The organism is Bradyrhizobium pachyrhizi (assembly GCF_001189245.1).
GTDB classification, from domain to species: Bacteria; Pseudomonadota; Alphaproteobacteria; order Rhizobiales; family Xanthobacteraceae; genus Bradyrhizobium; species Bradyrhizobium pachyrhizi.
The window spans coordinates 98,952-120,531 of the sequence record NZ_LFIQ01000111.1; the positions used below are offsets into that span (position 1 = coordinate 98,952).

Below are 21,580 nucleotides of genomic sequence, written 5' to 3' on the forward strand. Positions count from 1 at the left end.
ATTGAACGGATTGCCGCACCTGCGCCGCTGCGATACCGGTAGCTCCATCCCGGTAACAAAAAGAGCAGGAAACGCCGCATGAGCGACTTCGACCCCGCCCAGCATCGCATGGTCCCCGCGCAGCGCTGGTTCGAGGATTTCGTGCTCGGCGAGCGCTTCGTGATTCCGAGCCGGACCCAGACCTCGGCCGTGTTCGCGGCGTTCCAGACCGCCAGCGGCGATACCCATCCGATCCATTACGACGTTGAATATTGCCGCGCCCGCGGCATGCCTGATCTGCTCGCCCACGGCTTCCAGACCCTGGTGCACACCGCGCCCGGCGCCGGATTGTTTCCCTATGTCGTGGAGGAATCGCTGATCGGCTTCCTCGAGCAATCGAGCAAGTTCCTGAAGCCGGTCTATGCCGGCGATACCATCTACCCCGCGCTGGAGGTGATCGAGCTGTCACCGGGTAAGACCACCGGCGTCGTGACGCTGCGCTCGACCGTGCACAACCAGCGCCGCGAGCTGGTGCTGGAGGGGATGCAGAAATTCCTGGTCCGGCGCAGACCTGGCTAGGAGCGTGATCCGGAAAAGTGTGAAGCGGTTTTCCCCCGCGACGAACGCATAGCGTTTGCGCGGAGATCATGCTCAAACAAGGAGCTTGGGCCGTAAAAAGGCCCGAAAATTAAGGCTTTTCGCTGAAGTCAGGGCCTTTCCGGGTTGCCGCCGCGGCCACCCTGCCCTAACTAGTGAAAATCATGAAATTCCTCGATGAAGCCAAGGTCTATATTCGCTCGGGCGACGGCGGCAACGGCTGCGTCGCGTTCCGGCGCGAGAAGTTCATCGAGTTCGGCGGTCCGTCCGGCGGCAATGGCGGCCGCGGCGGCGACGTCATCATCGAGTCCGTCGACGGACTGAACACGCTGATCGACTATCGCTACCAGCAGCACTTCAAGGCGCAGAAGGGCGGCAATGGCATGGGCAAGGACCGCCATGGCGCCAACGGCAAGTCGATCGTGCTGAAAGTGCCGGTCGGCACCCAGGTGTTCGACGAGGACCGCGAGACGCTGCTGCACGACTTCACCGAGCTCGGCGAGACCTTCGTGCTGGCCAAGGGCGGCAATGGCGGCTTCGGCAACGCGCATTTCAAATCCTCCACCAACCGCGCGCCGCGCAACGCCAATCCCGGCGCGCCAGGCGAAGAGCGCTGGATCTGGCTGCGGCTCAAGCTGATCGCCGATGCCGGGCTGGTCGGCCTGCCCAATGCCGGCAAATCGACCTTCCTGTCGGTGGTCAGCGCGGCGCGGCCGAAGATCGCCGACTATCCCTTCACCACGCTGCATCCGCAGCTTGGCGTGGTGAATTTCGGCGGCCGCGAATTCGTGCTCGCCGACATCCCCGGGCTGATCGAAGGCGCGCATGAAGGCGCCGGGCTCGGCGACCGCTTCCTCGGCCATGTCGAGCGCTGCCGCGTGCTGCTGCATCTGGTCGATGCGACATGCGAGCATGCCGGCAAGGCCTACAAGACGGTGCGCACTGAGCTCGAAGCCTATGAGGGCCAGCTCGCCGACAAGATCGAGATCGTCGCGCTCAACAAGATCGACGCGGTCGCGCCCGACGAACTGAAGAAGCAGAAGGACCGCCTCAAGCGGGCGGCGAAGAAGACCCCGCTGTTGCTGTCAGGCGCGACCGGCGAAGGCGTGCAGGATGCGCTGCGCGCGCTGGTCGACGTGATCGGCGAGGCGCCGGTGTCCAACAAGGCCAAGGGTCAGGCGGAGCCGTGGGCGACGCCGGTGCCGCAGGGTTGAACGGCACACATCGATTTTCCGAGCCACCTCGTGGCGCCTCTTGCTTCCACCTCCCTGCCAGACCGAACCCATGAAACGCCCCGCGCTCAAGAACTTTCGCCGCATCGTCGTCAAGGTCGGCTCGTCGCTGCTGGTCGATTCGCAGGCCGGCGAGGTGCGCGCGTCCTGGCTCGCCGCGCTGGTCGAGGACATCGCGAAGCTCCACAAGCGAGGCTGCGAGGTCATGGTGGTGTCGTCGGGCTCGATCGCGCTCGGCCGCAGCCGCCTGAAGCTGCCGCGCGGCCCGCTGAAGCTGGAAGAGAGCCAGGCTGCCGCAGCGGTCGGCCAGATCGCGCTGGCGCGGATCTGGTCGGAGGTGCTCGGCCATCACGGCATCGGCGCCGGGCAGATCCTGGTGACGCTGCAGGACACCGAGGAGCGCCGCCGCTATCTCAACGCGCGCTCGACGATCGCCAAGCTGCTGGAATGGGGCGCGGTGCCCGTGATCAACGAGAACGACACGGTCGCCACCACCGAGATCCGCTATGGCGACAATGATCGCCTCGCCGCCCGCGTCGCCACCATGGCGAGCGCGGATCTGCTGATCCTGCTGTCGGATATCGACGGCCTCTACACCGCGCCGCCCGCGCTCGATCCCGACGCCAGGCTGATCCCGGTGGTCGAAAGCATCACCTCGGAGATCGAGGGGATGGCCGGCTCGGCCGGGTCCGAATTGTCGCGCGGCGGCATGACCACCAAGATCGAGGCCGCGAAGATCGCGACCACGGCCGGCACCCACATGCTGATCGCATCCGGCAAGATCGAGCATCCGCTTGCTGCGATCGCCGATGGCGGCCGCTGCACCTGGTTCCTGACCCCCGCCAATCCCGTCACCGCGCGCAAGCGCTGGATCGCGGGCTCGCTCGAGCCGAAGGGCACGCTGACCATCGATGCCGGCGCGGTCGCGGCGCTGCGCGCCGGCAAGAGCCTGCTTCCGGCCGGCGTAATCCGGGTCGACGGCCAGTTCGCCCGCGGCGATGCCGTGGTGGTGCGCGGCCCCGACACCCATGAGATCGGCCGCGGCCTGGTCGCCTACGACGCCGAGAACGCCGAGAAGATCATGGGCCGCTCCTCGCCCGATGTGATGGCCATTCTGGGCATCAGCGGCCGATCCGAGATGATCCATCGCGACGACCTCGTGATCGGCCCGGCCGGGGCGATCCCGCCCAAATAGGCCCAAATAACTTGCTGGGCCGAGCGGGCGGCCTGCCGCCCATCTGCCATGCCGGTTCCGTGCCTCGCCACCCTTCAATTGCCATGCTAGAACATGGCCTTAGTCCAAAGCTGGTAGTTTCATGAGCGCCCCCCTGAAGGCGATCGACGGCAACGCCGATCTCACCGCCCTGATGACCGACCTCGCCGCCAAGGCGCGCGCCGCCGCGCGTGTGCTGGCGCTGGCGCCGCCGGAGCAGAAGGACCGGGCGCTCGCGGCGATCGAACGCGCGATCCGCGCCAATGCGCCGGCCATCCTCGCCGCCAATGCCGAGGATGTCGCCGAGGCGCGCGCGAGCGGCATGAGCTCTGCCTTCGTCGACCGCCTGACCCTGACGCAGGCGCGCGTCGCCGGCATGGCCGATGGCGTTGCGACCGTACGCGAGATCATCGATCCGGTCGGCGCCGTCACCGAAAGCTGGCAGCGGCCGAACGGCATGACCATCGAGCGCGTCCGCGTGCCGCTCGGCGTCATCGGCGTGATCTTCGAGAGCCGGCCCAACGTCGCCGCCGACGCCGGCGTGCTGTGCCTGAAGTCCGGCAACGCCGTGATCCTGCGCGGCGGCTCGGACAGTTTCCGCTCCTGCCGCGCGATCCATGATTGCCTGGTGCAGGGCCTGCGTGAAGCCGGCCTGCCTGAGGCCGCGATTTCCCTGGTGCCGACCCGTGACCGTGCGGCCGTCGGCCTGATGCTGACGGGATTGAACGGCGGCATCGATGTGATCGTGCCGCGCGGCGGCAAGAGCCTGGTCGCTCGCGTCGAGGCGGAGGCACGCGTTCCGGTGTTCGCGCATCTTGAGGGCGTCAACCACATCTACGTCGATGCCAGCGCCAGGCTCGATATGGCCAAGGCGGTCGTGCTGAACGCCAAGATGCGCCGTCCCGGTGTCTGCGGCGCCGTCGAGACCCTGCTGGTCGATCGCAAGGCCGCCGGGACGCAGCTGAAACCGCTGGTCGAGCTGTTGATCGATGCAGGCTGCGAGGTGCGCGGCGACGACGTCGTGCAGGGCGTCGATGCCAGGGTGAAGCCCGCATCCGACGAGGACTGGGACACGGAATATGAGGACGCCATCATCTCGGCGAAGATCGTCGACGGTCTCGATGAAGCGATTGCGCATATTCAAGATCACGGCTCGCATCACACCGATGCGATCGTGACGGAGGATGCCGCGGCCGCGCAAAGATTTCTCAACGAGGTCGATTCGGCGATCGTGCTGCACAACGCCTCGACCCAGTTCGCCGACGGCGGCGAGTTCGGCTTCGGCGCGGAGATCGGAATTGCCACCGGCAAATTCCACGCCCGCGGGCCTGTTGGCGCCGAGCAGCTGACGAGCTTCAAGTACCGCGTCCACGGCACCGGGCAGACGCGGCCGTGATCATTGTCGCACGCGCACGGTAAGCCATTGCAGCAAGCATCGACCGTGTCGTTATCCGCAGCCCAGGCGCTTCCGTTCTATACCAACGGCATGCGCATCGGGCTGCTTGGCGGCTCGTTCAATCCGCCGCACGCCGCGCATCGCGCCATCAGTCTGTTCGCGCTCAAGCGCCTGCAGCTCGACCGCGTGTGGTGGCTGCTGACGCCGGGCAATCCGCTGAAGAACCATGACGGCCTGCACGCGCTTGCCGAGCGCGCCGAGGCCGCGCGCCGCGTTGCCGACGATCCGCGCATCGACATCAGCTGTCTCGAAGCTGTCATCGGCACCCGCTACACTGTGGACACGATCATCCACTTGCGCCGCCGTGTCTCCGGCGTGCACTTCGTCTGGATCATGGGCGCTGACAATCTCGCGCAATTTCATCGCTGGAAAGATTGGCGGCGCATCGCGTCCGATGTGCCGATTGCCGTGATCGACCGTCCGCCCCAGAGCTTCCGCGCCCTTGCCGCACCGGCGGCGCAGGCGCTCACGCGCTATCGCATGCCCGAAAATCAGGCGACACGGCTGGCCGTCCAGCAGGCGCCGGCCTGGGTGTTCCTGACAGGAATGAAATCCAATCTGTCTTCGACCGGCCTTCGGAACCCGGACGGGAGCTGGAGAACGGCATGAAGCGCAAAAGGGTTACTGGAATATTGAAACCATTAACCCCACATGCGTAGTATGGCGCGTGGGGCCGAGGATTCGGCACCCGCGATACAGTGAAAGGAATGGTCCCTGGCCACATCTGTATTGTCAAAGTCTGTTTTACCCAAGGTTCCAAAGACTGCGCGTAAAACATCGACGAAAACCGCGGCCTTGCAGGCGCAACCGGACGCCGACAAACCGGATGCCAACAAGACGCTGAGCCTGATCCTCTCCCGCCTCGAGGACATGAAGGCGGAAGAGACGGTCACCATCGACCTTCGGGGCAAATCCGCATATTCCGACTACATGATCGTCACCACCGGCCGGGTTAACCGGCACGTTGGCGCGATCGCGGAAAATGTGACGAAGAGCCTCAAGGAGAACGGGATCAAGAACATCCATGTCGAGGGCTTGCCCAACTGCGACTGGGTGCTGATCGATTCCGGCGAGGTGATCGTGCACGTGTTCAGGCCTGAGGTGCGCGAGTTCTACAACCTCGAGCGGTTGTGGACTCAGAACCCGGCGGTCGCGGCGGTCTAAGGGGTATCGAAGCTGATGCGAATCGGCTGCAGCGCAGCTAGTCTGCGTTGATGCGTCTCGTCGTGATCTGCATCGGTCGTCTGAAACAGGGCCCTGAACGGGAGCTCGCCGAGCGTTACCGCGAGCGCTTCGAGGATATCGGTCGCAAGCTCGGGTTTCGCGGCCTCGAGATCCACGAGATCGCGGAAAGCCGCGCGCGCGACGCGGGAGCGCGGATCGCCGAGGAGGCTGCGGCGATCTCCGCATTGCTGCCTGAGAAGCACGCGCTGGTCGCGCTCGACGAACGCGGCAAGAGCATCGACAGCGCGAGCTTTGCCCAGCAGCTCGGCCGCTGGCGCGACGAGGGAACAGCACATACTGTCTTCGTGATCGGCGGTGCGGACGGACTTTCGCCTGAATTGCAGCGCAAGGCTTTGTTGCGAATTGCATTCGGCTCCGCGACCTGGCCGCATCAAATGGTCCGCGTCATGCTTCTGGAACAGATTTATCGCGCCGCAACCATTTTGGCCGGCCACCCCTATCATCGCGCGTAAGGCGTGGTGACGGACAGTCGAAACCACTGAACTCACGCGAATGCAGCACAAGCGGGACACAGCTTCGTATTTGGCTTCGCATGCCGGCACCGCGCGCCGCCGCCGGCTGCCGGCATCGCTGCCGCTGTCGATCGCGATATTCGCCGCATATCCGCTGGCCGCGGCGCACGCGCAGGCGACACCACCCGCACAACAGCCCGCGCCGCCCGCACAGCAGGCCGCAACCGCGGAGACATCTCCCGATGCAATCAAGCAACGCGAGCAGGAACTCGAGGCCGCGCGCGAGCAGCAGCGCAAGGCGACCGAACTGCAGGAGAAGCTGAAGGCCGACATCGCCGCGATCGGCCAGGACCGCAGCAAGCTCAATCAGCAGCTGATCGACATTGCCGGCCAGGTGCGCGGCGTCGAGACGCGGATCGCCGACGCCGAGGCACGCCTGCAGCCGCTCGACGGCCGTGAGCGCGAGATCCGCGCCTCGCTCGATTCACGCCGCTCCGAGGTGATCGAGGTGCTGGCCGCGCTGCAGCGCGCTGGACGACGCACGCCGCCGGCGCTGCTGGTGCGGCCCGAGGACGCGCTGCAATCGCTGCGCACCGCGATGCTGCTCGGCGCCGTGGTGCCGGAGTTGCGCGTCCGCGCCGAGAAGCTTGCGACCGATCTCGGCGAGCTGGTGGCGCTGCGCAAGACCATCTCGACCGAGCGCGACGCGCTGGCGGCCGACCGCGACAAGCTGAGGGAAGACCAGACCCGGCTGGCGGCGCTGGTCGACGAACGCCAGCGGCAACAGAGCGCGGCCGAAAAGGACATGGAGGCCGAAGGCGCCCGCGCCATCGCGCTGTCTAAGCAGGCCGACAATCTGCAGACCCTGATCGCCAAGATGGAGCAGGACCTCAAGAGCGCGGCCAAGGCCGCCGCCACGGCCAGCCTCCAGGGGGCGCCGGCGACGATTAACGGCAAGCCGAATCTGGGGGCGCTCAAGGACCCGGCCCGCATGAGCCCGGCGGTCGCTTTCGCCTCGGCCAAAGGCCTGTTCCCCTATCCCGTAAATGGCACCAAGATTCGCGAATTTGGCGGTTCCGACGGCGCCGGGGGCGTACAAAAAGGCATTTCTTTGGCAGCCAAGCCGGGCGCGCAGGTCACAACCCCGTGTGACGGCTGGGTCGTTTACGCTGGTCCTTTCCGTAGCTATGGACAACTCTTGATCCTCAATGCCGGGGGCGGGTATCATGTCCTGATCGCCGGGATGGAGCGTATTTCGGTAAACATCGGCCAGTTTGTACTTACGGGGGAGCCGGTTGCGACCATGGGGTCGACGTCCCAAGTTGCATCCATTCTCGCGACAAATGCGAGCCAGCCAGTGCTCTATGTCGAGTTCCGGAAAGACGGCACTCCAATCGATCCAGGTCCATGGTGGGCCGCAAATGAAGGCGAAAAGGTTCGCGGATGATGCGCAAGACTTCGGTAATTCTCCTTAGCGCCGCCACCGGCGCGGCCCTGACGCTTTTCGTCACGCAGCCCCGCGCTGTGCTGATGGGATCGAGCGCGCGCGCCGCGACGTCGGACACCTATCGCCAGCTCAATCTGTTCGGCGACGTGTTCGAGCGGGTGCGCAGCGACTATGTCGAGAAGCCCGACGACAGCAAGCTGGTCGAATCCGCAATCTCCGGCATGCTGACCGGCCTCGACCCGCACTCGAGCTACATGGACGCCAAGAGCTTCCGCGACATGCAGGTGCAGACCCGCGGCGAGTTCGGCGGCCTCGGCATCGAGGTCACGATGGAAGACGGCCTGATCAAGGTCGTCTCGCCGATCGACGACACCCCGGCCTCGAAGGCCGGCATCATGGCCAACGACATCATCACGACCCTCGACGATGAGGCTGTGCAGGGCCTGACCTTGAACCAGGCCGTCGAGAAGATGCGCGGTCCGGTCAACACCAAGATCAAGCTCAAGATCATCCGCAAGGGCCAGGACAATCCGATCGACGTCACGCTGGTGCGCGACAACATCCGCGTCCGCTCGGTGCGTGCGCGCGTCGAGGCCGACGACATCGCCTATATCCGCATCACCACCTTCAACGAGCAGACCACCGAAGGCCTGAAGAAGGAGATCGCCAATCTGCAGGGCCAGATCGGCGACAAGCTGAAGGGCTACATCATCGATCTCCGCAACAATCCGGGCGGCCTGCTCGAAGAGGCGGTCACGGTGTCCGACTCCTTCCTGGAGCGTGGCGAGATCGTCTCGACCCGCGGTCGCAATGCCGAGGAAACCCAGCGCCGCGCCGCCCATCCGGGCGACCTGACCAAGGGCAAGCCGGTGATCGTGCTGATCAACGGCGGCTCGGCATCGGCCTCCGAAATCGTCGCCGGCGCGTTGCAGGACCACAAGCGGGCGACGCTGGTCGGCACCCGTTCGTTCGGCAAGGGCTCGGTGCAGACCATCATCCCGCTCGGCTCGGGCAATGGCGCGCTGCGCCTGACCACCGCGCGCTACTACACGCCGTCGGGCAAGTCGATCCAGGCCAAGGGCATCGTGCCCGACATTGAGGTGCTGCAGGACGTGCCGGAAGAGCTGAAGGCGCGCACCGACACCAAGGGCGAAGCCTCGCTGCGCGGCCATCTGAAGAACGACGGCGACGAGAAGACCGGCTCGCAGTCCTACGTCCCGCCGGACGCCAAGGACGACAAGGCGCTGAAGATGGCCGACGACCTGCTGCATGGCATCAAGTCGACCTCGAGCGCGCCGGCGGCGCCGGAGGCTGCGCGCGACAAGGCCGCGGTCGACAAGCCGGGCAACAAGGCCGCGAACTGATTTAATCCGATCGATTCGGCGAACAGGGCGGCCCGCGGGCCGCCCTTTCTGCTTTCGGTGTCCACCCGTAACCGTGCTTTGCCGGGGAGGCCGGCGCGCGGGAATGCACCGCATCGTGCTATCGTTCGCGCTGTTGATTCGGGGAGGGTCATGGCAGAAGCGGCCGACGAACTGAGCACGCCGCTTGGGCAGAATGCCGTGGGCAGGACGCGCCGGTTTCGCCTGCCATTCACGGCGATGCAGGCGTTCGCCGTGCTGCTCGGGCTCGTGCTGGTCGGCTTTGTCGGCATCGCGCTGTTCAACGACAACCCGCTCGGGGGCGAGCCGATCGCCCGTGTCACGCTCCGCAATCCCCCGCCCGCCGCCGCTGACGACAAGCACGCTCCAGCCGGCCAGGTGGCGGCCGAACCGGCTGCCAAATCCGCCACCAAGGCGCCGGCCACAGCCAGCGACGCAAGGACTGTCACCATCATCGACGGCTCCAGCGGCAAGCGTCAGGACGTGGTGATCGGCGCCGGCGATCCGGCCGACAAGGCCGATGGCGATACGCCGCCACTCGCGATGACCGGCATCGATCCGCGCCTGCTGGAAAAGTCACGCTACGGCATGATCCCGGTGGTCGCCGACGGCCTGAAGCCGTTCACGGTCTACGCGGCCGAGGCCGACCGCGCCAAGGCCGCCCGGATGCCCGTGGTCGCCATCGTGGTCGCCGGCCTCGGCGTCGGCGCCGCCAAGACCATCGACGCCATTATGAAGCTGCCGCCGGCGGTGACGCTGGCCTTCACGCCCTATGGCTCCGATCCGGGCAAGCTTGCGGAACGCGCCCGGTCCCAGCGCCACGAGATCCTGCTGCAGATCCCGATGGAGCCGTTCGACTATCCCGACAACGATCCCGGGCCGCAAACCCTGCTGACCACGCTGAGCAGCGAGCAGAACCTCGACCGCTTCTATTGGCACCTGAGCCGCCTGCAGGGCTATGCCGGGATCGCCAATTTCATGGGAGGCCGGTTCGTTGCGGCCGATCCCGTGATGCAGCCCATCGTCCGCGAAGCGGCCAAGCGCGGCCTGAGCTATTTCGACGACGGTTCCACCCCGCGTAGCGTCGCGCAGACCCTCTCCGCGGGCCAGTCATTGCCGTTCGCCAAAGCCGATTTCGCCATCGACGCGGTGCCGACGTCGGCGGAAATCGACCGCGCGCTGGTCAAGCTGGAAACGATCGCCAAGGAACGCGGCACGGCGGTGGGCGTCGCCTCGGCGTTGCCGGTCTCGATCGAGCGGCTCGGCGCCTGGCTCAAGACACTGGACTCCAAGGGCATTATGCTTGTGCCATTGACAACGGCGATGCTGAAATCAAAATCGGGCTAAAGATCAATCCGTTGGTGCTGCTCGAGACCTTGCCGGGGGGGCCGGGTCGGGCGGCGCCCGAACTGTGCGAGGTAGCGGCAGCATGGCACGTTATGAAGACCTGCCCTATCGAACCTGCGTCGGCATCATGCTGCTGAATACAGCGGGGCTGGTCTTCATCGGACGCCGCGCGGGCGGCATCGAGCATGTCGACGACGCGCATGTCTGGCAGATGCCGCAAGGCGGCGTCGATCCCGGCGAGGATACGTTTCAGGCCGCGCGGCGCGAGCTCTATGAGGAGACCAGCATCAAGTCGGTGGAGAAGCTTGGCGAGGTCTCGGACTGGCTGATCTATGATATCCCGCGCACCGTCGCGGGCCGCGCCTGGAAGGGCCGCTATCGCGGACAGCGGCAAAAGTGGTTCGCGTTGCGCTTCACCGGCGATGAGAACGAGATCAACGTCGCCAATCCGGGCGGCGGCCACAAGGCCGAGTTCATCACCTGGCGCTGGGAGCCGATGAAGAATCTGCCGGGGCTGATTGTGCCGTTCAAGCGTCCGGTCTATGAGCGCGTCGTGAAGGAATTTGCCGGTCTGGCTGCCAGGTAGCCGGCCAGGTCAACGCGCGACGTACCCACCGAGATGTCATCAGACAAGCCCTATCGCCCCAATGTGGGCATCGCGCTGTTCAACGCCGCCGGACGCGTGCTGATCGGCCACCGGATCAAGGACGACGGTCCGGAGATCGTGCTGCCCGGCCTCGAATGGCAGATGCCGCAGGGCGGCATCGACGCCGGCGAGGATCCGCGCCAGGCCGTGATGCGCGAATTGTGGGAGGAGACCGGGGCGGTCAACGCCGACTATCTCGGCGAGACCGACTGGATGACCTACGAATTCCCCGCCTATGACGGGCCGGCATCGCACCGGCTCGCCAAATTCCGCGGCCAGCGCCAGAAATGGTTTGCGCTGCGCTTCACCGGACGCGACGAGGAGATCGATCCGTTGACGCCGCGCAACGGCCAGCCCGCCGAATTCGATCAATGGCGCTGGGAGCGCCTCGACCGCGTTGCCGATCTCGTGGTGCCGTTCCGCCGCGATGTCTATCGCGCGGTCGCGACCCGGTTCGCGGAATTCGCCGGCTGATCCTGCGGCGGAATGCGCCGCGCGTCGCCCGGCGTCATGCCGTAGGTCGAGCGGAAGACGCGATAGAAGGTCGCGATGCTGTCGAAGCCGCACGAGAACGCGATCTCGTCGATGCTGCGCTCCCGCATGGCGTAGAGCGCGCGCCTCGCCGCCTTCAACCTTGCCGCGGTCAGCGTCCGCGCAAATGACAGGCCGGTCGGCTCGAACAGCGCATGCAATTGCCGCAGTGAGATGCCGAGCTCGGCGGCAACCGCGGCCGGCGTGAGCGAGGCGCGATGCAGGTCGCGGTACAGAATTTCGCGGGCGGCATGAAGGTAGCCGGCATGCAGCGCGGCACGGATTTCGTCCTGGCGTGGCCGCACGCGGCCGCGCGCGAGCAGCGCCAGGCGCACCATATGCGCAACGTCGCCGGCGAACTGCCCGGCTAGCGCGAGATCTCGCGTCATCGAGCGGAACATGGCGCCGACAAGGCGGGTCAGGCTCGCATCGCGCGCCAGCGCGACCGGCGGCGCGTCCTCGATCCGCGCGCCGAGCACGAGCTCGTCGGTGACCGGGATCTTGAGGCTGAAGAAGTCAAAGCCGTCGGTCCGTTCGGGTGTCGAGGCAAACGGAAGATTGGAGTGGCCGAACACCAGGTCGCCGTTGCGCACAAACTGGACGCGATCGCGACCGATATTCATGTGGCCGGGGCCGCGCACCTGCCAGGCGAGATGCAGGCTGTTGCTCGGAACGCGCGCGATGTCGGATGCGGTCCGGCTGACGCGGTAGGAGGAGGCCGACATTTGCGCCAGCACGGCACTGCCCACCGGCGTCGCGGCGAAGCGCCCGCTGAAATCGGCCCTCTTGTCGCGCTCGAGCTCGATCGTGACCCCGAACAGGCTCTTGCCGCGCACCTCGCACCAGTGCTCGAAACGGTCCTGCGGGCGGAGAGCATCGGTGGTGAAGGTCAGCACGGCAGCTTGTCCGTTATGTCAGGAATGAAATCGCGATGCGGTCGGGCCAAATCGTCGTCGCGCTGCAGCTTGTCATTTGTGCACGATCCCTGCTGTAAGCTGCTTCACATATTTGCAGGTCGTTCGTTCGGGCCGACCGCGAAGATGCGGACTTGTCGAGAAGAGGCGAGCCGCCGCAGCGGCTCTTCCTCATCGTCGGCAATCAACCGGCTCTGACTTGCAATATCGGCCGCGAGGATCGCTGCGACCTTGCGCTTCATGAGTACCAGCCCCCGAACCCAGATATGCCGGGGAGAATGCCGCCAGACAGTCTCGCGCGCAACAAGCATTGAACGCTCGCCAGGGCGTGGCGAGCGTTGAATTATTCAAGCCTGCTCAGGCGATGACTGGAAGAGTGTGAGCTATTCCACTAAGGGGGTCGGCTCACTCGACGCAAAGGCGCGATCGCCGGTCAGCAACCGCGCCTTAGTGCATAGCCGTCGTGTTGAGCTCTTGCTGGATGCTCTTGAAGTGGTCGAGCCGCTCGATCGCGTGGTCGAGCTCGGAGCCCTCCTTCTCGGCGAGCTTCTCCTGCATCTCGTTGATCGTCTCGGCGAACTTCGCGCGATCGATGTCCGCAAGCGCGGTCGCGACGTCGGCGAGCACGGTGAGGCCCTTGTCCGAGACCTCGGCGAGGCCGCCGAGCACGATCACCTTCTCGCGCTTGCCGGCGGTCGTGATCGTCAGGATGCCCGGACGAACCGTGGCGATGACCGGAGCGTGTCCGGCGAGCACACCGAAATCACCCTCCACACCGGGGACGTCAACCTGATCGACCTCGCCGGAGAAGGCGAGCTTTTCGGGAGAGACGAGATCGAAGTGGAAGGTGGCCATGGTCTTTCCGTTCTTTGCGCTGTCACCCGCGGGCTCGACCGCGGGTCCATCAGTCAAAATACTTCTCGTGCGATGGATCGCCGGATCAAGTCCGGCGATGACGACATCATGAAGCTTAGGCCGCCTCGGCGGCGAGCTTCTTGCCCTTCTCGACGGCTTCTTCGATGGTGCCGACCATGTAGAACGCCGCTTCCGGCAGATGGTCGTACTTGCCCTGGCAGAGATCGCGGAAGCCCTTGATGGTGTCGGCGAGGTCGACGAACTTGCCTGGCGAGCCGGTGAAGACTTCAGCGACGTGGAACGGCTGCGACAGGAAGCGCTCGACCTTGCGGGCGCGGGCGACCGTCAGCTTGTCCTCTTCCGACAATTCGTCCATGCCGAGAATGGCGATGATGTCCTGCAGCGACTTGTAGCGCTGCAGGATTTGCTGGACCATACGCGCGGTGTTGTAGTGCTCCTCACCGACCACGAGCGCCGACAGCATGCGCGAGGTCGAGTCGAGCGGATCCACCGCCGGATAGATGCCCTTTTCCGAGATCGCGCGCGACAGCACCGTGGTGGCGTCCAGATGCGCGAACGAGGTGGCGGGCGCCGGGTCGGTCAAGTCGTCGGCCGGCACGTAGATCGCCTGCACCGAGGTGATCGAGCCCTTCTGGGTGGTGGTGATGCGCTCCTGCAGCGCGCCCATGTCGGTCGCGAGCGTCGGCTGATAACCCACCGCCGAAGGAATACGGCCGAGCAGCGCCGACACTTCCGAACCCGCCTGGGTGAAGCGGAAGATGTTGTCGACGAAGAACAGCACGTCCTGGCCCTGGTCGCGGAAGTGTTCGGCGACCGTCAGACCGGTCAGACCGACGCGGGCGCGGGCGCCCGGCGGCTCGTTCATCTGGCCGAACACCAGCGCGCACTTCGACTTCACGCTCGGATCCGGATTGTGCGGATCGGCGTTGACCTTCGATTCGATGAACTCGTGATAGAGGTCGTTACCTTCACGGGTGCGCTCGCCGACGCCGGCGAACACGGAGTAACCACCGTGCGCCTTCGCGACGTTGTTGATCAGTTCTTGAATCAGCACGGTCTTGCCGACGCCGGCGCCGCCGAACAGGCCGATCTTGCCGCCCTTCGCGTACGGAGCAAGAAGGTCGACGACCTTGATGCCGGTGACGAGGATTTCGGCTTCCGTGGACTGATCGGTGTAGGTCGGCGCTTCCTGATGGATGGCGCGCACGCCTTCGGCCTTGATCGGGCCGGCTTCGTCGATCGGCTCGCCGATCACGTTGATGATGCGGCCGAGCGTGCCTTCACCGACCGGCACCCGGATCGGCTCGCCGGTGTCGGTCACTTCCTGACCGCGCACCAGACCCTCGGTGATATCCATCGCGATGGTACGCACCGTCGACTCGCCGAGATGCTGCGCGACTTCGAGCACCAGGCGGTTGCCGCCGTTCTTGGTCTCGAGCGCATTCAGAATCGCCGGGAGGTGGCCTTCGAACTGCACGTCGACCACGGCGCCGGTGACCTGGGTAACGCGACCGATCTGGTTGGCTGCTGTAGCCATGGACTGTTCTCCTTCGAAATCTGCCTTAGACCGCCTCAGCACCGGAGATGATTTCAATCAGCTCCTTCGTGATCTGGGCCTGGCGGGTCCGGTTGTAAGTCAGGGTTTGCTTGCGGATCATTTCGCCTGCGTTGCGCGTCGCGCTGTCCATCGCGCTCATCTGGGCGCCGTAGAACGAGGCGTTGTTCTCCAGCAGCGCGCGGAAGATCTGCACCGCGAGGTTGCGCGGCAACAGGCTGCCAAGGATCTGGTCTTCCTCGGGCTCATATTCGTAGGAGGTCGAGGGAGCCGCATTGGCCGCGGGTGCAGCCACCTCCAGCGGGATGATCTGCTGCGCGGTCGGGATCTGCGCGATCACCGACTGGAAGCGCGAATAGAACAGCGTACAGACGTCGAATTCCCCGGCCTCGAATCGCGCCAGCACCTTCTGGGCAATGTCCTCGGCATTAACGAAGCCGAGCTGACGCACCGCACGCAGATCGAGATGCTCGACGATGCGGCTCTCGAAGGTCCGGCGCAGCTGCTCGTAACCCTTGCGGCCGACGCAGAAGAACTTGACGTCCTTGCCCTGCGCGAGCAGCGACTGCGCCCGCTCGCGCGCCAGGCGCACGATCGAGGAGTTGAAAGCGCCGGACAGGCCGCGCTCGCCGGTGCAGACCAAGAGCAGGTGCACCTGGTCCTTGCCGGTGCCCGCAAGCAGCGCCGGCGCGCCGGGCGTGCCGTTGGCCGCGGCGGCGATGTTGGAAATCACCGCGTCCATCTTGGTGGCATAGGGCCGCGCCGCTTCGGCGGCGTTCTGCGCACGGCGCAGCTTCGAGGCTGCGACCATCTGCATGGCCTTGGTGATCTTCTGCGTCGCCTTGGTCGAGGCGATGCGGACCCGCATGTCTTTTAGTGACGCCATTCTTCGTTCACCCCGGCGATCCGACCACAACGGTCAGATCGCAAGCCTCCGTTCGTCACGCCCGGCGGCGAGCCGGGCGACGCCCCATTCGTTATGCAAACGTCTTGGCGAAACCTTCGACCACCGCCTTCAGCTTGGCAGCGGTGTCGTCGGAGAGATCGCGGCTGGTGCGGATCGCCTCGAGGATATCGGCGTTCTTGCCGCGCAGCAGCGACAGCAGGCCGTCCTCGAACGCCTTCACCTTGTTGAGCGGCAGCGGATCGAGATAGCCGTTGGTGCCGGCCCAGATCACGCAGACCTGCTCTTCCATCTTCAGCGGCGAGAACTGGGGCTGCTTCAGGAGCTCGGTCAGGCGCGAGCCGCGGTTGAGCAGGCGCTGGGTCGAGGCGTCGAGGTCGGAGCCGAACTGCGCGAACGCCGCCATTTCGCGGTATTGCGCGAGCTCGCCCTTGATCTTGCCGGCGACCTTCTTGGTGGCCTTGGTCTGCGCCGACGAACCGACGCGCGACACCGACAGACCGACGTTCACCGCGGGGCGGATGCCCTGGAAGAACAGGTCGGTTTCCAGGAAGATCTGACCGTCGGTGATCGAAATCACGTTGGTCGGGATGTAGGCCGACACGTCGTTGGCCTGGGTTTCGATGACCGGCAGCGCCGTCAGCGAGCCCAAACCATGGTCCTTGCCCAGCTTGGCGGCACGCTCGAGCAGACGGGAGTGCAGATAGAACACGTCGCCCGGATAGGCTTCGCGGCCCGGCGGACGGCGCAGCAGCAGCGACATCTGGCGGTAAGCGACGGCCTGCTTGGAGAGGTCGTCATAGATGATCACGGCGTGCATGCCGTTGTCGCGGAAGTATTCGCCCATCGTGCAGCCGGTAAACGGCGCGATGTACTGCATCGGAGCCGGATCGGACGCGGTCGCCGCAACGACGATCGAGTATTCCAGTGCACCCTGCTCTTCGAGCACCTTGACGAACTGCGCGACCGTAGAGCGCTTCTGGCCGACCGCGACGTAGACGCAGTACAGCTTCTGGGTCTCGTCCGGCTGGGCGTTGAGCGGCTTCTGGTTCAGGATGGTGTCGAGCGCGATCGCGGTCTTGCCGGTCTGACGGTCGCCGATGATCAGCTCGCGCTGGCCGCGGCCGATCGGGATCAGCGCATCGATCGCCTTGAGGCCGGTCGCCATCGGCTCGTTCACCGACTTGCGCGGAATGATGCCGGGCGCCTTGACGTCGACGCGCTTGCGTTCGGTGGCCTGGATCGGGCCCTTGCCGTCGATCGGGTTGCCGAGCGCGTCGACGACGCGGCCGAGCAGGCCCTTGCCGACGGGCGCGTCCACGATCGCGCGGGTGCGCTTGACGGTCTGGCCTTCCTTGATCTCGCGGTCGGCGCCGAAAATCACGATACCGACGTTGTCGGTTTCGAGGTTGAGCGCCATGCCGCGCGTGCCGTTCTCGAACTCGACCATTTCACCGGCCTGAACGTTGTCGAGACCGTAGACGCGGGCGATACCGTCACCGACCGACAGCACCTGGCCAACTTCGGTGACCTCGGCTTCCTGGCCGAAATTCTTGATCTGGTCCTTGAGGATCGCAGAAATTTCTGCGGCGCGGATGTCCATCAGCCTGCCTCTTTCATCACGTTCTTGATCGAATTGAGTTTGGTGCGAAGCGAACTATCCACCATGCGGCTGCCGAGCTTGACCACCAGGCCACCAATAATGGAGGGATCGACCTTCACGTTGAGCGCGACGTCCTTGCCCGTCACTGATTTCAGTGCGGCCTTCAGCGCGTCGAGATTCTTGTCACTGAGCTGCTCGGCGACGGTGACTTCCGCAGTCGCCTCGCCTTTGAACTTCGCCACCAGCGCGCGATAGGCGCGGATCACATCGGCAACGGCGAACAGCCGGCGATTGGCGGTGAGCACCTTGAGGAACTTGGCGGACGTGCCGGCGATGCCGGCCTTGTCGAGCACCGCGGTCAGCGCCTTCAGCTGGACGTCCGCGGCGAACACCGGGCTGCGGACGAGGCGCTTGAGATCGGCGCTCTCATTGAGCATGGCCTCGAACTTGTCGAGGTCGGCCCGGACTTGATCGACGGATTGCTCGTCGCGCGCCAACTCGAACAGGGCCGTTGCGTAACGACCGGACACTCCCGAAACGGACGGATCTTCAGCAGCCACGAGCTCGCTCTTTTTTGCTGTCAAATTCGCAAGGGAAAAACCGTCGCCACCAAAGCAGCGCCTAGCGATCCAAGCCCTTGGAATTCAAGCGGGACTTCGATTTTCGACCGGCACGGGACGTGCCGGGACCGTTAAAATCGCGGCTTTGCTAACATAGCAATCGCGCAGGTGCAACATGACGGCATCGTGAGTGCCGCCTTGTCGCATGCGCTTTTTGCCGTTCGCGACCGGCGGCCAAACCGGAAAATTTGGCGCGCGGAAATCCGGCGCGCCGGACCCGATTCGCGCCGCCTCGATTTTGTTCCATCGAAATTTGCATAGGCCTATGGCCGAGCGCGCAGGGAACTCCGGACGAGCTGCGGTTTCATTTGGCGATTACTTACCGAAAACTTACTGTAGCCTCGATAATCAGTATTGGTAAGTATATTTGTTGTTAAAAATTGGTTAAATAGCAAGATTACGGAACCTCGATCGACTACCCCGAGTCGGTAACAAGATATTTCAGCACGAGACAATCGGGATTTACTGCCCAATTCGTGCCTCATTGGGAAACCAAACGGCCTTGGTCAACGAAGGGACGGGGGTTCCACTTGCCGCGTTAGCGGCAATACTGTCTGAGGGTCTTATCAATGCTGAATATCAAGAAGGCGGCGGGCAACGTAACCCGCTCGCGTACGGCGCTTGCGTTTGTAGCCGCAACTATTTTGGTCGGGGGCAGCGTGACCGAGGCGTCCGCAAAGTCCCGGCACCACCATCATCGCCACCACCATCATCACCACGCCCGCGCCGAAGGCTCGTCCTGGCGCGACGCCAATGCATCGATCCAGCCGTCCGGCGGCCACTCGTTCTCTGGGATGGCCTCCTTCTACGGCAACGAGTCGGGCAGCCGCACCGCTTCCGGCCAGCGCTTCAACCAGAACGCCATGACCGCCGCCCACCGCTCGCTGCCGTTCGGCACCAAGCTCCGCGTCACCCATGGCGGCCGCAGCGTCGTCGTCACCATCAACGATCGCGGCCCGTTCATCCGCGGCCGCGTGCTCGACCTCTCCACCGGCGCAGCCCGCGCCATTGGCCTGACCGGTGCCGGCGTCGGCCGCGTCACCGCCGAGGTCGTCTCGTAAGCGCCTTCAGTAAGCGTTGCGTTGCGTAACGGCCGCGAGGCCTGCTTCGCGCCCAAAAAAGGCCTGCCGTCGCAAATGACGGCAGGCTTTTGCTTTTGCGGGCTCAGTAGAGCGCGATGACTACTCTTCTATCCGTCATCCCGCTCTACTTCTTTGTCTTGAGCATGATCTTGCCGGAAAACCGCTACACACTTTTCCGGATCATGCTCTACAGGAAGCTCTGCGGATCGACGTCGACCTCGAGCTTCAGATTGCCCTTGGTCTTGGGACCTGCATCGAGCCACTCGCGCAGATATTGCGGCAGGTCGACATTGCGCAGCGACTTCACCAGCAGGCGGAAGCGGTAGCGGCCCTTGATGACGGCGAGCGGCGCCTCAGCGGGGCCGAGCACCTGGATCCGCTCGTCGAGCGGCGCCACTGCGGCGAGCTTGCGGGCAAAGCCTTCCGCGGTCGGACGGTCGCCGGCGGAGACGATCAGGCTCGCCAGCCGGCCGAACGGTGGATAGCCGGTGCGCTCGCGAATCTCGATCTCGCTGGCATAGAACGCCTCGCGGTCATTGGCGATCAGGGCCTTGATCACCGGATGCTCCGGCTGGTGGGTCTGCAGAAAGCCGACGCCGCGGCCCTGCTCGCGGCCGGCGCGGCCGACCACCTGGTTCAGCAGCTGGAACGTCCGCTCGGCGGCGCGCGGATCGCCATTGCTCAAGCCGAGATCGGCGTCGATGACGCCGACCAGATTGAGCCGCGGGAAGTTGTGGCCCTTCGCCACCAGCTGGGTGCCGATAATGATGTCGACGCGGCCCTCGGCGATCTCGTTGAGCTCGGTGCGCATGGTCTCGATCGAGGTGATGAGATCGCTCGACAGCACCATCGTCCGGGCCTCGGGGAAGATGTGGGCGGCTTCCTCCTGCAGGCGCTCGACGCCGGGCCCAACCGCGACCAGCGATTCCTCGGCCGCGCAATGCGGGCAGATATTCGGGCGTGGCATCGAGAAGCCGCAATGATGACAGACCAGCCGCTGACGGAACCGGTGATCGACCAGCCATGCATCGCAGATCGTGCAGGCGAAGCGGTGGCCGCAGGCGCGGCACAGCGTCAGCGGTGCATAGCCGCGGCGGTTGAGGAACAGCAGCGCCTGCTCGCGGCGCTCGATCGCATGGCGGATTTGCTCGGCCAGAACCGGCGAAATGAAGCGGCCGCGCGGCGGCGGCGCGCGGCGCATGTCGATCGCCTCGATATGCGGCATGTGCTGGCCGCCGAACCGCGACGGCAGCGCCACGCGCTGGTAGCGCCCCTTGCGCGCATTGACCTCGCTCTCGACCGACGGCGTCGCCGATGCCAGCACGATCGGGATCTTCGCGATATGGGCGCGGACCACCGCCATGTCGCGCGCGTGATAATGCGCGCCGTCGTCCTGCTTGTAGGCCTGGTCGTGCTCCTCATCGACGATGATGAGGCCGAGATCGGCATAGGGCAGGAACAGCGCGGAGCGGGCGCCGACCACGACCGGCGCCTTGCCCTCGGAGATCGCGGCCCAGTTCCGCGCGCGCGTGCGCGGCGTCAGCTCCGAATGCCATTCCAGCGGCCGCACGCCGAAGCGCTGCGCGAAACGGTCGAGGAACTGGCCGGTCAGCGCGATCTCCGGCATCAGGATCAGCGTCTGCTTGCCGCGCCTGATATTCTCGGCGATCGCCTCGAAATAGACTTCGGTCTTGCCCGAACCGGTGACGCCGTCGAGCAGCGCGACGTGAAAGCTGCCGCTCGCAGCCAGCGTCCGCATCACGTCGACGGCGCTGCGCTGCTCGCGTGAAAAATCCGGCTGCGCATAGGAGGGATCCGGAACGGGCGGCGGTGCCGGCGGCGGCATCGCCTCGACCTTGAGGGTGCCTTCGTCAACCAGGCCGTCGATCACGCCGGAACTGACGCCGGCCTCCCGCGCCGCCTCCGACTTGCCGTGCAGCAAGCGGTCCGACAGCACCTCGATCACCCGCTGGCGCGCCGGCGTCAGGCGCCGCGGCGGCTCGCCGACCAGCCGCACGCCGAGCCGCATCCGCTCCGGCCCGAGATTTTCGCCCATCCGCAGCGTCATCCGCAGCACCATGCCGCGTGCCGACAGGGTGTAATTGGAGACCCAGTCGACCAGCTGGCGCAGCTCCGGCTTCAGCGGCGGAACATCGAGCTTCTCGCTGACGTCCTTGAGCCGGTTGTGCAGCCGCGGATCCGGATTGGCATTCTCCGCCCACACCACCGCGACCACTTCGCGCGGCCCCAGCGGAACGCCGATCACGTCGCCGGGCGCAAGCTCCATGCCGCGCGGAACGCGGTAGGAATAGGTCTGGTTCAGCGCGACAGGCACCAGCACGTCGACGACACGAGTCGTCGATGCAGAGGCTGGGCCGGGGCGCGTGGTATGGTCCATTGAAGCAGAAACCCTGAATCCGAGCGGGCTAGAGATTTGGTTTCTGATTGAATCAGAACCAAATCTCCAGCTTCTTGTTTTGACGCGTTTTCTTCACGCGA

Annotated in this window: 21 protein-coding genes; 13 read left to right on the forward strand and 8 right to left on the reverse strand. The window is 65.3% G+C overall.

The window, feature by feature from the left end; genetic code table 11:
* Positions 1–78: 78 nt before the first annotated feature.
* The 12 genes from AKL29_RS28430 (at position 79) to AKL29_RS28485 (ending at position 11,470) form a co-directional block, all read left to right on the forward strand.
* Positions 79–558 (forward strand): MaoC family dehydratase, encoded by a 480-nt coding sequence (locus AKL29_RS28430; RefSeq protein WP_050386441.1) that lies wholly within the window; start codon positions 79–81, stop codon positions 556–558.
* 182 nt (positions 559–740) lie between these two features.
* Positions 741–1,790, forward strand: coding sequence for a GTPase ObgE (gene obgE, locus AKL29_RS28435; protein WP_028336333.1), 1,050 nt, complete (start codon positions 741–743; stop codon positions 1,788–1,790).
* 70 nt (positions 1,791–1,860) lie between these two features.
* Positions 1,861–3,003 (forward strand): glutamate 5-kinase, encoded by a 1,143-nt coding sequence (proB, locus tag AKL29_RS28440; RefSeq protein ID WP_050386442.1) that lies wholly within the window; start codon positions 1,861–1,863, stop codon positions 3,001–3,003.
* A gap of 121 nt (positions 3,004–3,124) precedes the next feature.
* Complete coding sequence (locus AKL29_RS28445; protein ID WP_050386443.1) at positions 3,125–4,417, forward strand: glutamate-5-semialdehyde dehydrogenase; 1,293 nt, start codon at positions 3,125–3,127, stop codon at positions 4,415–4,417.
* 45 nt (positions 4,418–4,462) lie between these two features.
* Positions 4,463–5,086 (forward strand): nicotinate-nucleotide adenylyltransferase, encoded by a 624-nt coding sequence (locus tag AKL29_RS28450; protein ID WP_082190743.1) that lies wholly within the window; start codon positions 4,463–4,465, stop codon positions 5,084–5,086.
* 186 nt (positions 5,087–5,272) lie between these two features.
* Positions 5,273–5,641 carry a ribosome silencing factor gene (gene rsfS / locus AKL29_RS28455; protein WP_050386445.1) on the forward strand — a complete coding sequence of 123 codons (369 nt, stop codon included), beginning with the start codon at positions 5,273–5,275 and terminating at the stop codon, positions 5,639–5,641.
* 50 nt (positions 5,642–5,691) lie between these two features.
* Complete coding sequence (gene rlmH / locus AKL29_RS28460) at positions 5,692–6,174, forward strand: 23S rRNA (pseudouridine(1915)-N(3))-methyltransferase RlmH (RefSeq protein ID WP_028336329.1); 483 nt, start codon at positions 5,692–5,694, stop codon at positions 6,172–6,174.
* A 40-nt stretch (positions 6,175–6,214) separates the two neighbouring features.
* Complete coding sequence (locus AKL29_RS28465; RefSeq protein WP_050386446.1) at positions 6,215–7,621, forward strand: murein hydrolase activator EnvC family protein; 1,407 nt, start codon at positions 6,215–6,217, stop codon at positions 7,619–7,621.
* Entirely contained in the window at positions 7,618–8,985 is a 1,368-nt protein-coding gene (locus AKL29_RS28470; protein WP_050386447.1) for a S41 family peptidase, read from the forward strand. Before AKL29_RS28465 ends, AKL29_RS28470 begins: the two co-directional genes overlap by 4 nt.
* A gap of 150 nt (positions 8,986–9,135) precedes the next feature.
* A complete protein-coding gene (locus AKL29_RS28475; protein WP_050386448.1) occupies positions 9,136–10,350 on the forward strand; it encodes a divergent polysaccharide deacetylase family protein in 1,215 nt (404 codons plus the stop codon).
* A gap of 82 nt (positions 10,351–10,432) precedes the next feature.
* Positions 10,433–10,936, forward strand: coding sequence for an RNA pyrophosphohydrolase (locus tag AKL29_RS28480; protein ID WP_050386449.1), 504 nt, complete (start codon positions 10,433–10,435; stop codon positions 10,934–10,936).
* 33 nt (positions 10,937–10,969) lie between these two features.
* Positions 10,970–11,470, forward strand: coding sequence for an RNA pyrophosphohydrolase (locus tag AKL29_RS28485; protein ID WP_050386450.1), 501 nt, complete (start codon positions 10,970–10,972; stop codon positions 11,468–11,470).
* On the opposite strand, the gene AKL29_RS28490 is transcribed toward AKL29_RS28485, so the two are convergent.
* The 7 genes from AKL29_RS28490 to AKL29_RS28520 form a co-directional block, all read right to left on the reverse strand.
* Positions 11,428–12,423 (reverse strand): AraC family transcriptional regulator, encoded by a 996-nt coding sequence (locus tag AKL29_RS28490; protein WP_050386451.1) that lies wholly within the window; start codon positions 12,421–12,423, stop codon positions 11,428–11,430. The genes AKL29_RS28485 and AKL29_RS28490 overlap by 43 nt on opposite strands.
* 104 nt (positions 12,424–12,527) lie before the next feature.
* Positions 12,528–12,683: a hypothetical protein gene (locus tag AKL29_RS28495; protein ID WP_244482478.1), complete on the reverse strand. Its 156-nt coding sequence runs from the start codon at positions 12,681–12,683 to the stop codon at positions 12,528–12,530.
* A gap of 205 nt (positions 12,684–12,888) precedes the next feature.
* A complete protein-coding gene (locus tag AKL29_RS28500) occupies positions 12,889–13,296 on the reverse strand; it encodes a F0F1 ATP synthase subunit epsilon (protein WP_028336321.1) in 408 nt (135 codons plus the stop codon).
* 115 nt (positions 13,297–13,411) lie between these two features.
* Positions 13,412–14,854: a F0F1 ATP synthase subunit beta gene (gene atpD, locus AKL29_RS28505; RefSeq protein WP_028336320.1), complete on the reverse strand. Its 1,443-nt coding sequence runs from the start codon at positions 14,852–14,854 to the stop codon at positions 13,412–13,414.
* Positions 14,855–14,879: 25 nt separating this feature from the next.
* Complete coding sequence (locus AKL29_RS28510) at positions 14,880–15,758, reverse strand: F0F1 ATP synthase subunit gamma (protein WP_028336319.1); 879 nt, start codon at positions 15,756–15,758, stop codon at positions 14,880–14,882.
* Positions 15,759–15,849: 91 nt separating this feature from the next.
* Entirely contained in the window at positions 15,850–17,379 is a 1,530-nt protein-coding gene (atpA, locus tag AKL29_RS28515; RefSeq protein ID WP_028336318.1) for a F0F1 ATP synthase subunit alpha, read from the reverse strand.
* Complete coding sequence (locus AKL29_RS28520) at positions 17,379–17,939, reverse strand: F0F1 ATP synthase subunit delta (RefSeq protein WP_050386453.1); 561 nt, start codon at positions 17,937–17,939, stop codon at positions 17,379–17,381. Before AKL29_RS28520 ends, atpA begins: the two co-directional genes overlap by 1 nt.
* Before the next feature lie 629 nt (positions 17,940–18,568).
* Here AKL29_RS28520 and AKL29_RS28525 point away from each other — a divergent pair.
* The gene (locus tag AKL29_RS28525) at positions 18,569–19,060 is read left to right on the forward strand and encodes a septal ring lytic transglycosylase RlpA family protein (protein WP_016843825.1); all 492 of its coding nucleotides are present in this window, start codon (positions 18,569–18,571) and stop codon (positions 19,058–19,060) included.
* Positions 19,061–19,268: 208 nt separating this feature from the next.
* Here the strand turns inward: AKL29_RS28525 and AKL29_RS28530 are convergent, their stop codons facing one another.
* Entirely contained in the window at positions 19,269–21,479 is a 2,211-nt protein-coding gene (locus tag AKL29_RS28530; protein WP_050386454.1) for a primosomal protein N', read from the reverse strand.
* Between the last annotated feature and the right edge of the window lie 101 nt (positions 21,480–21,580).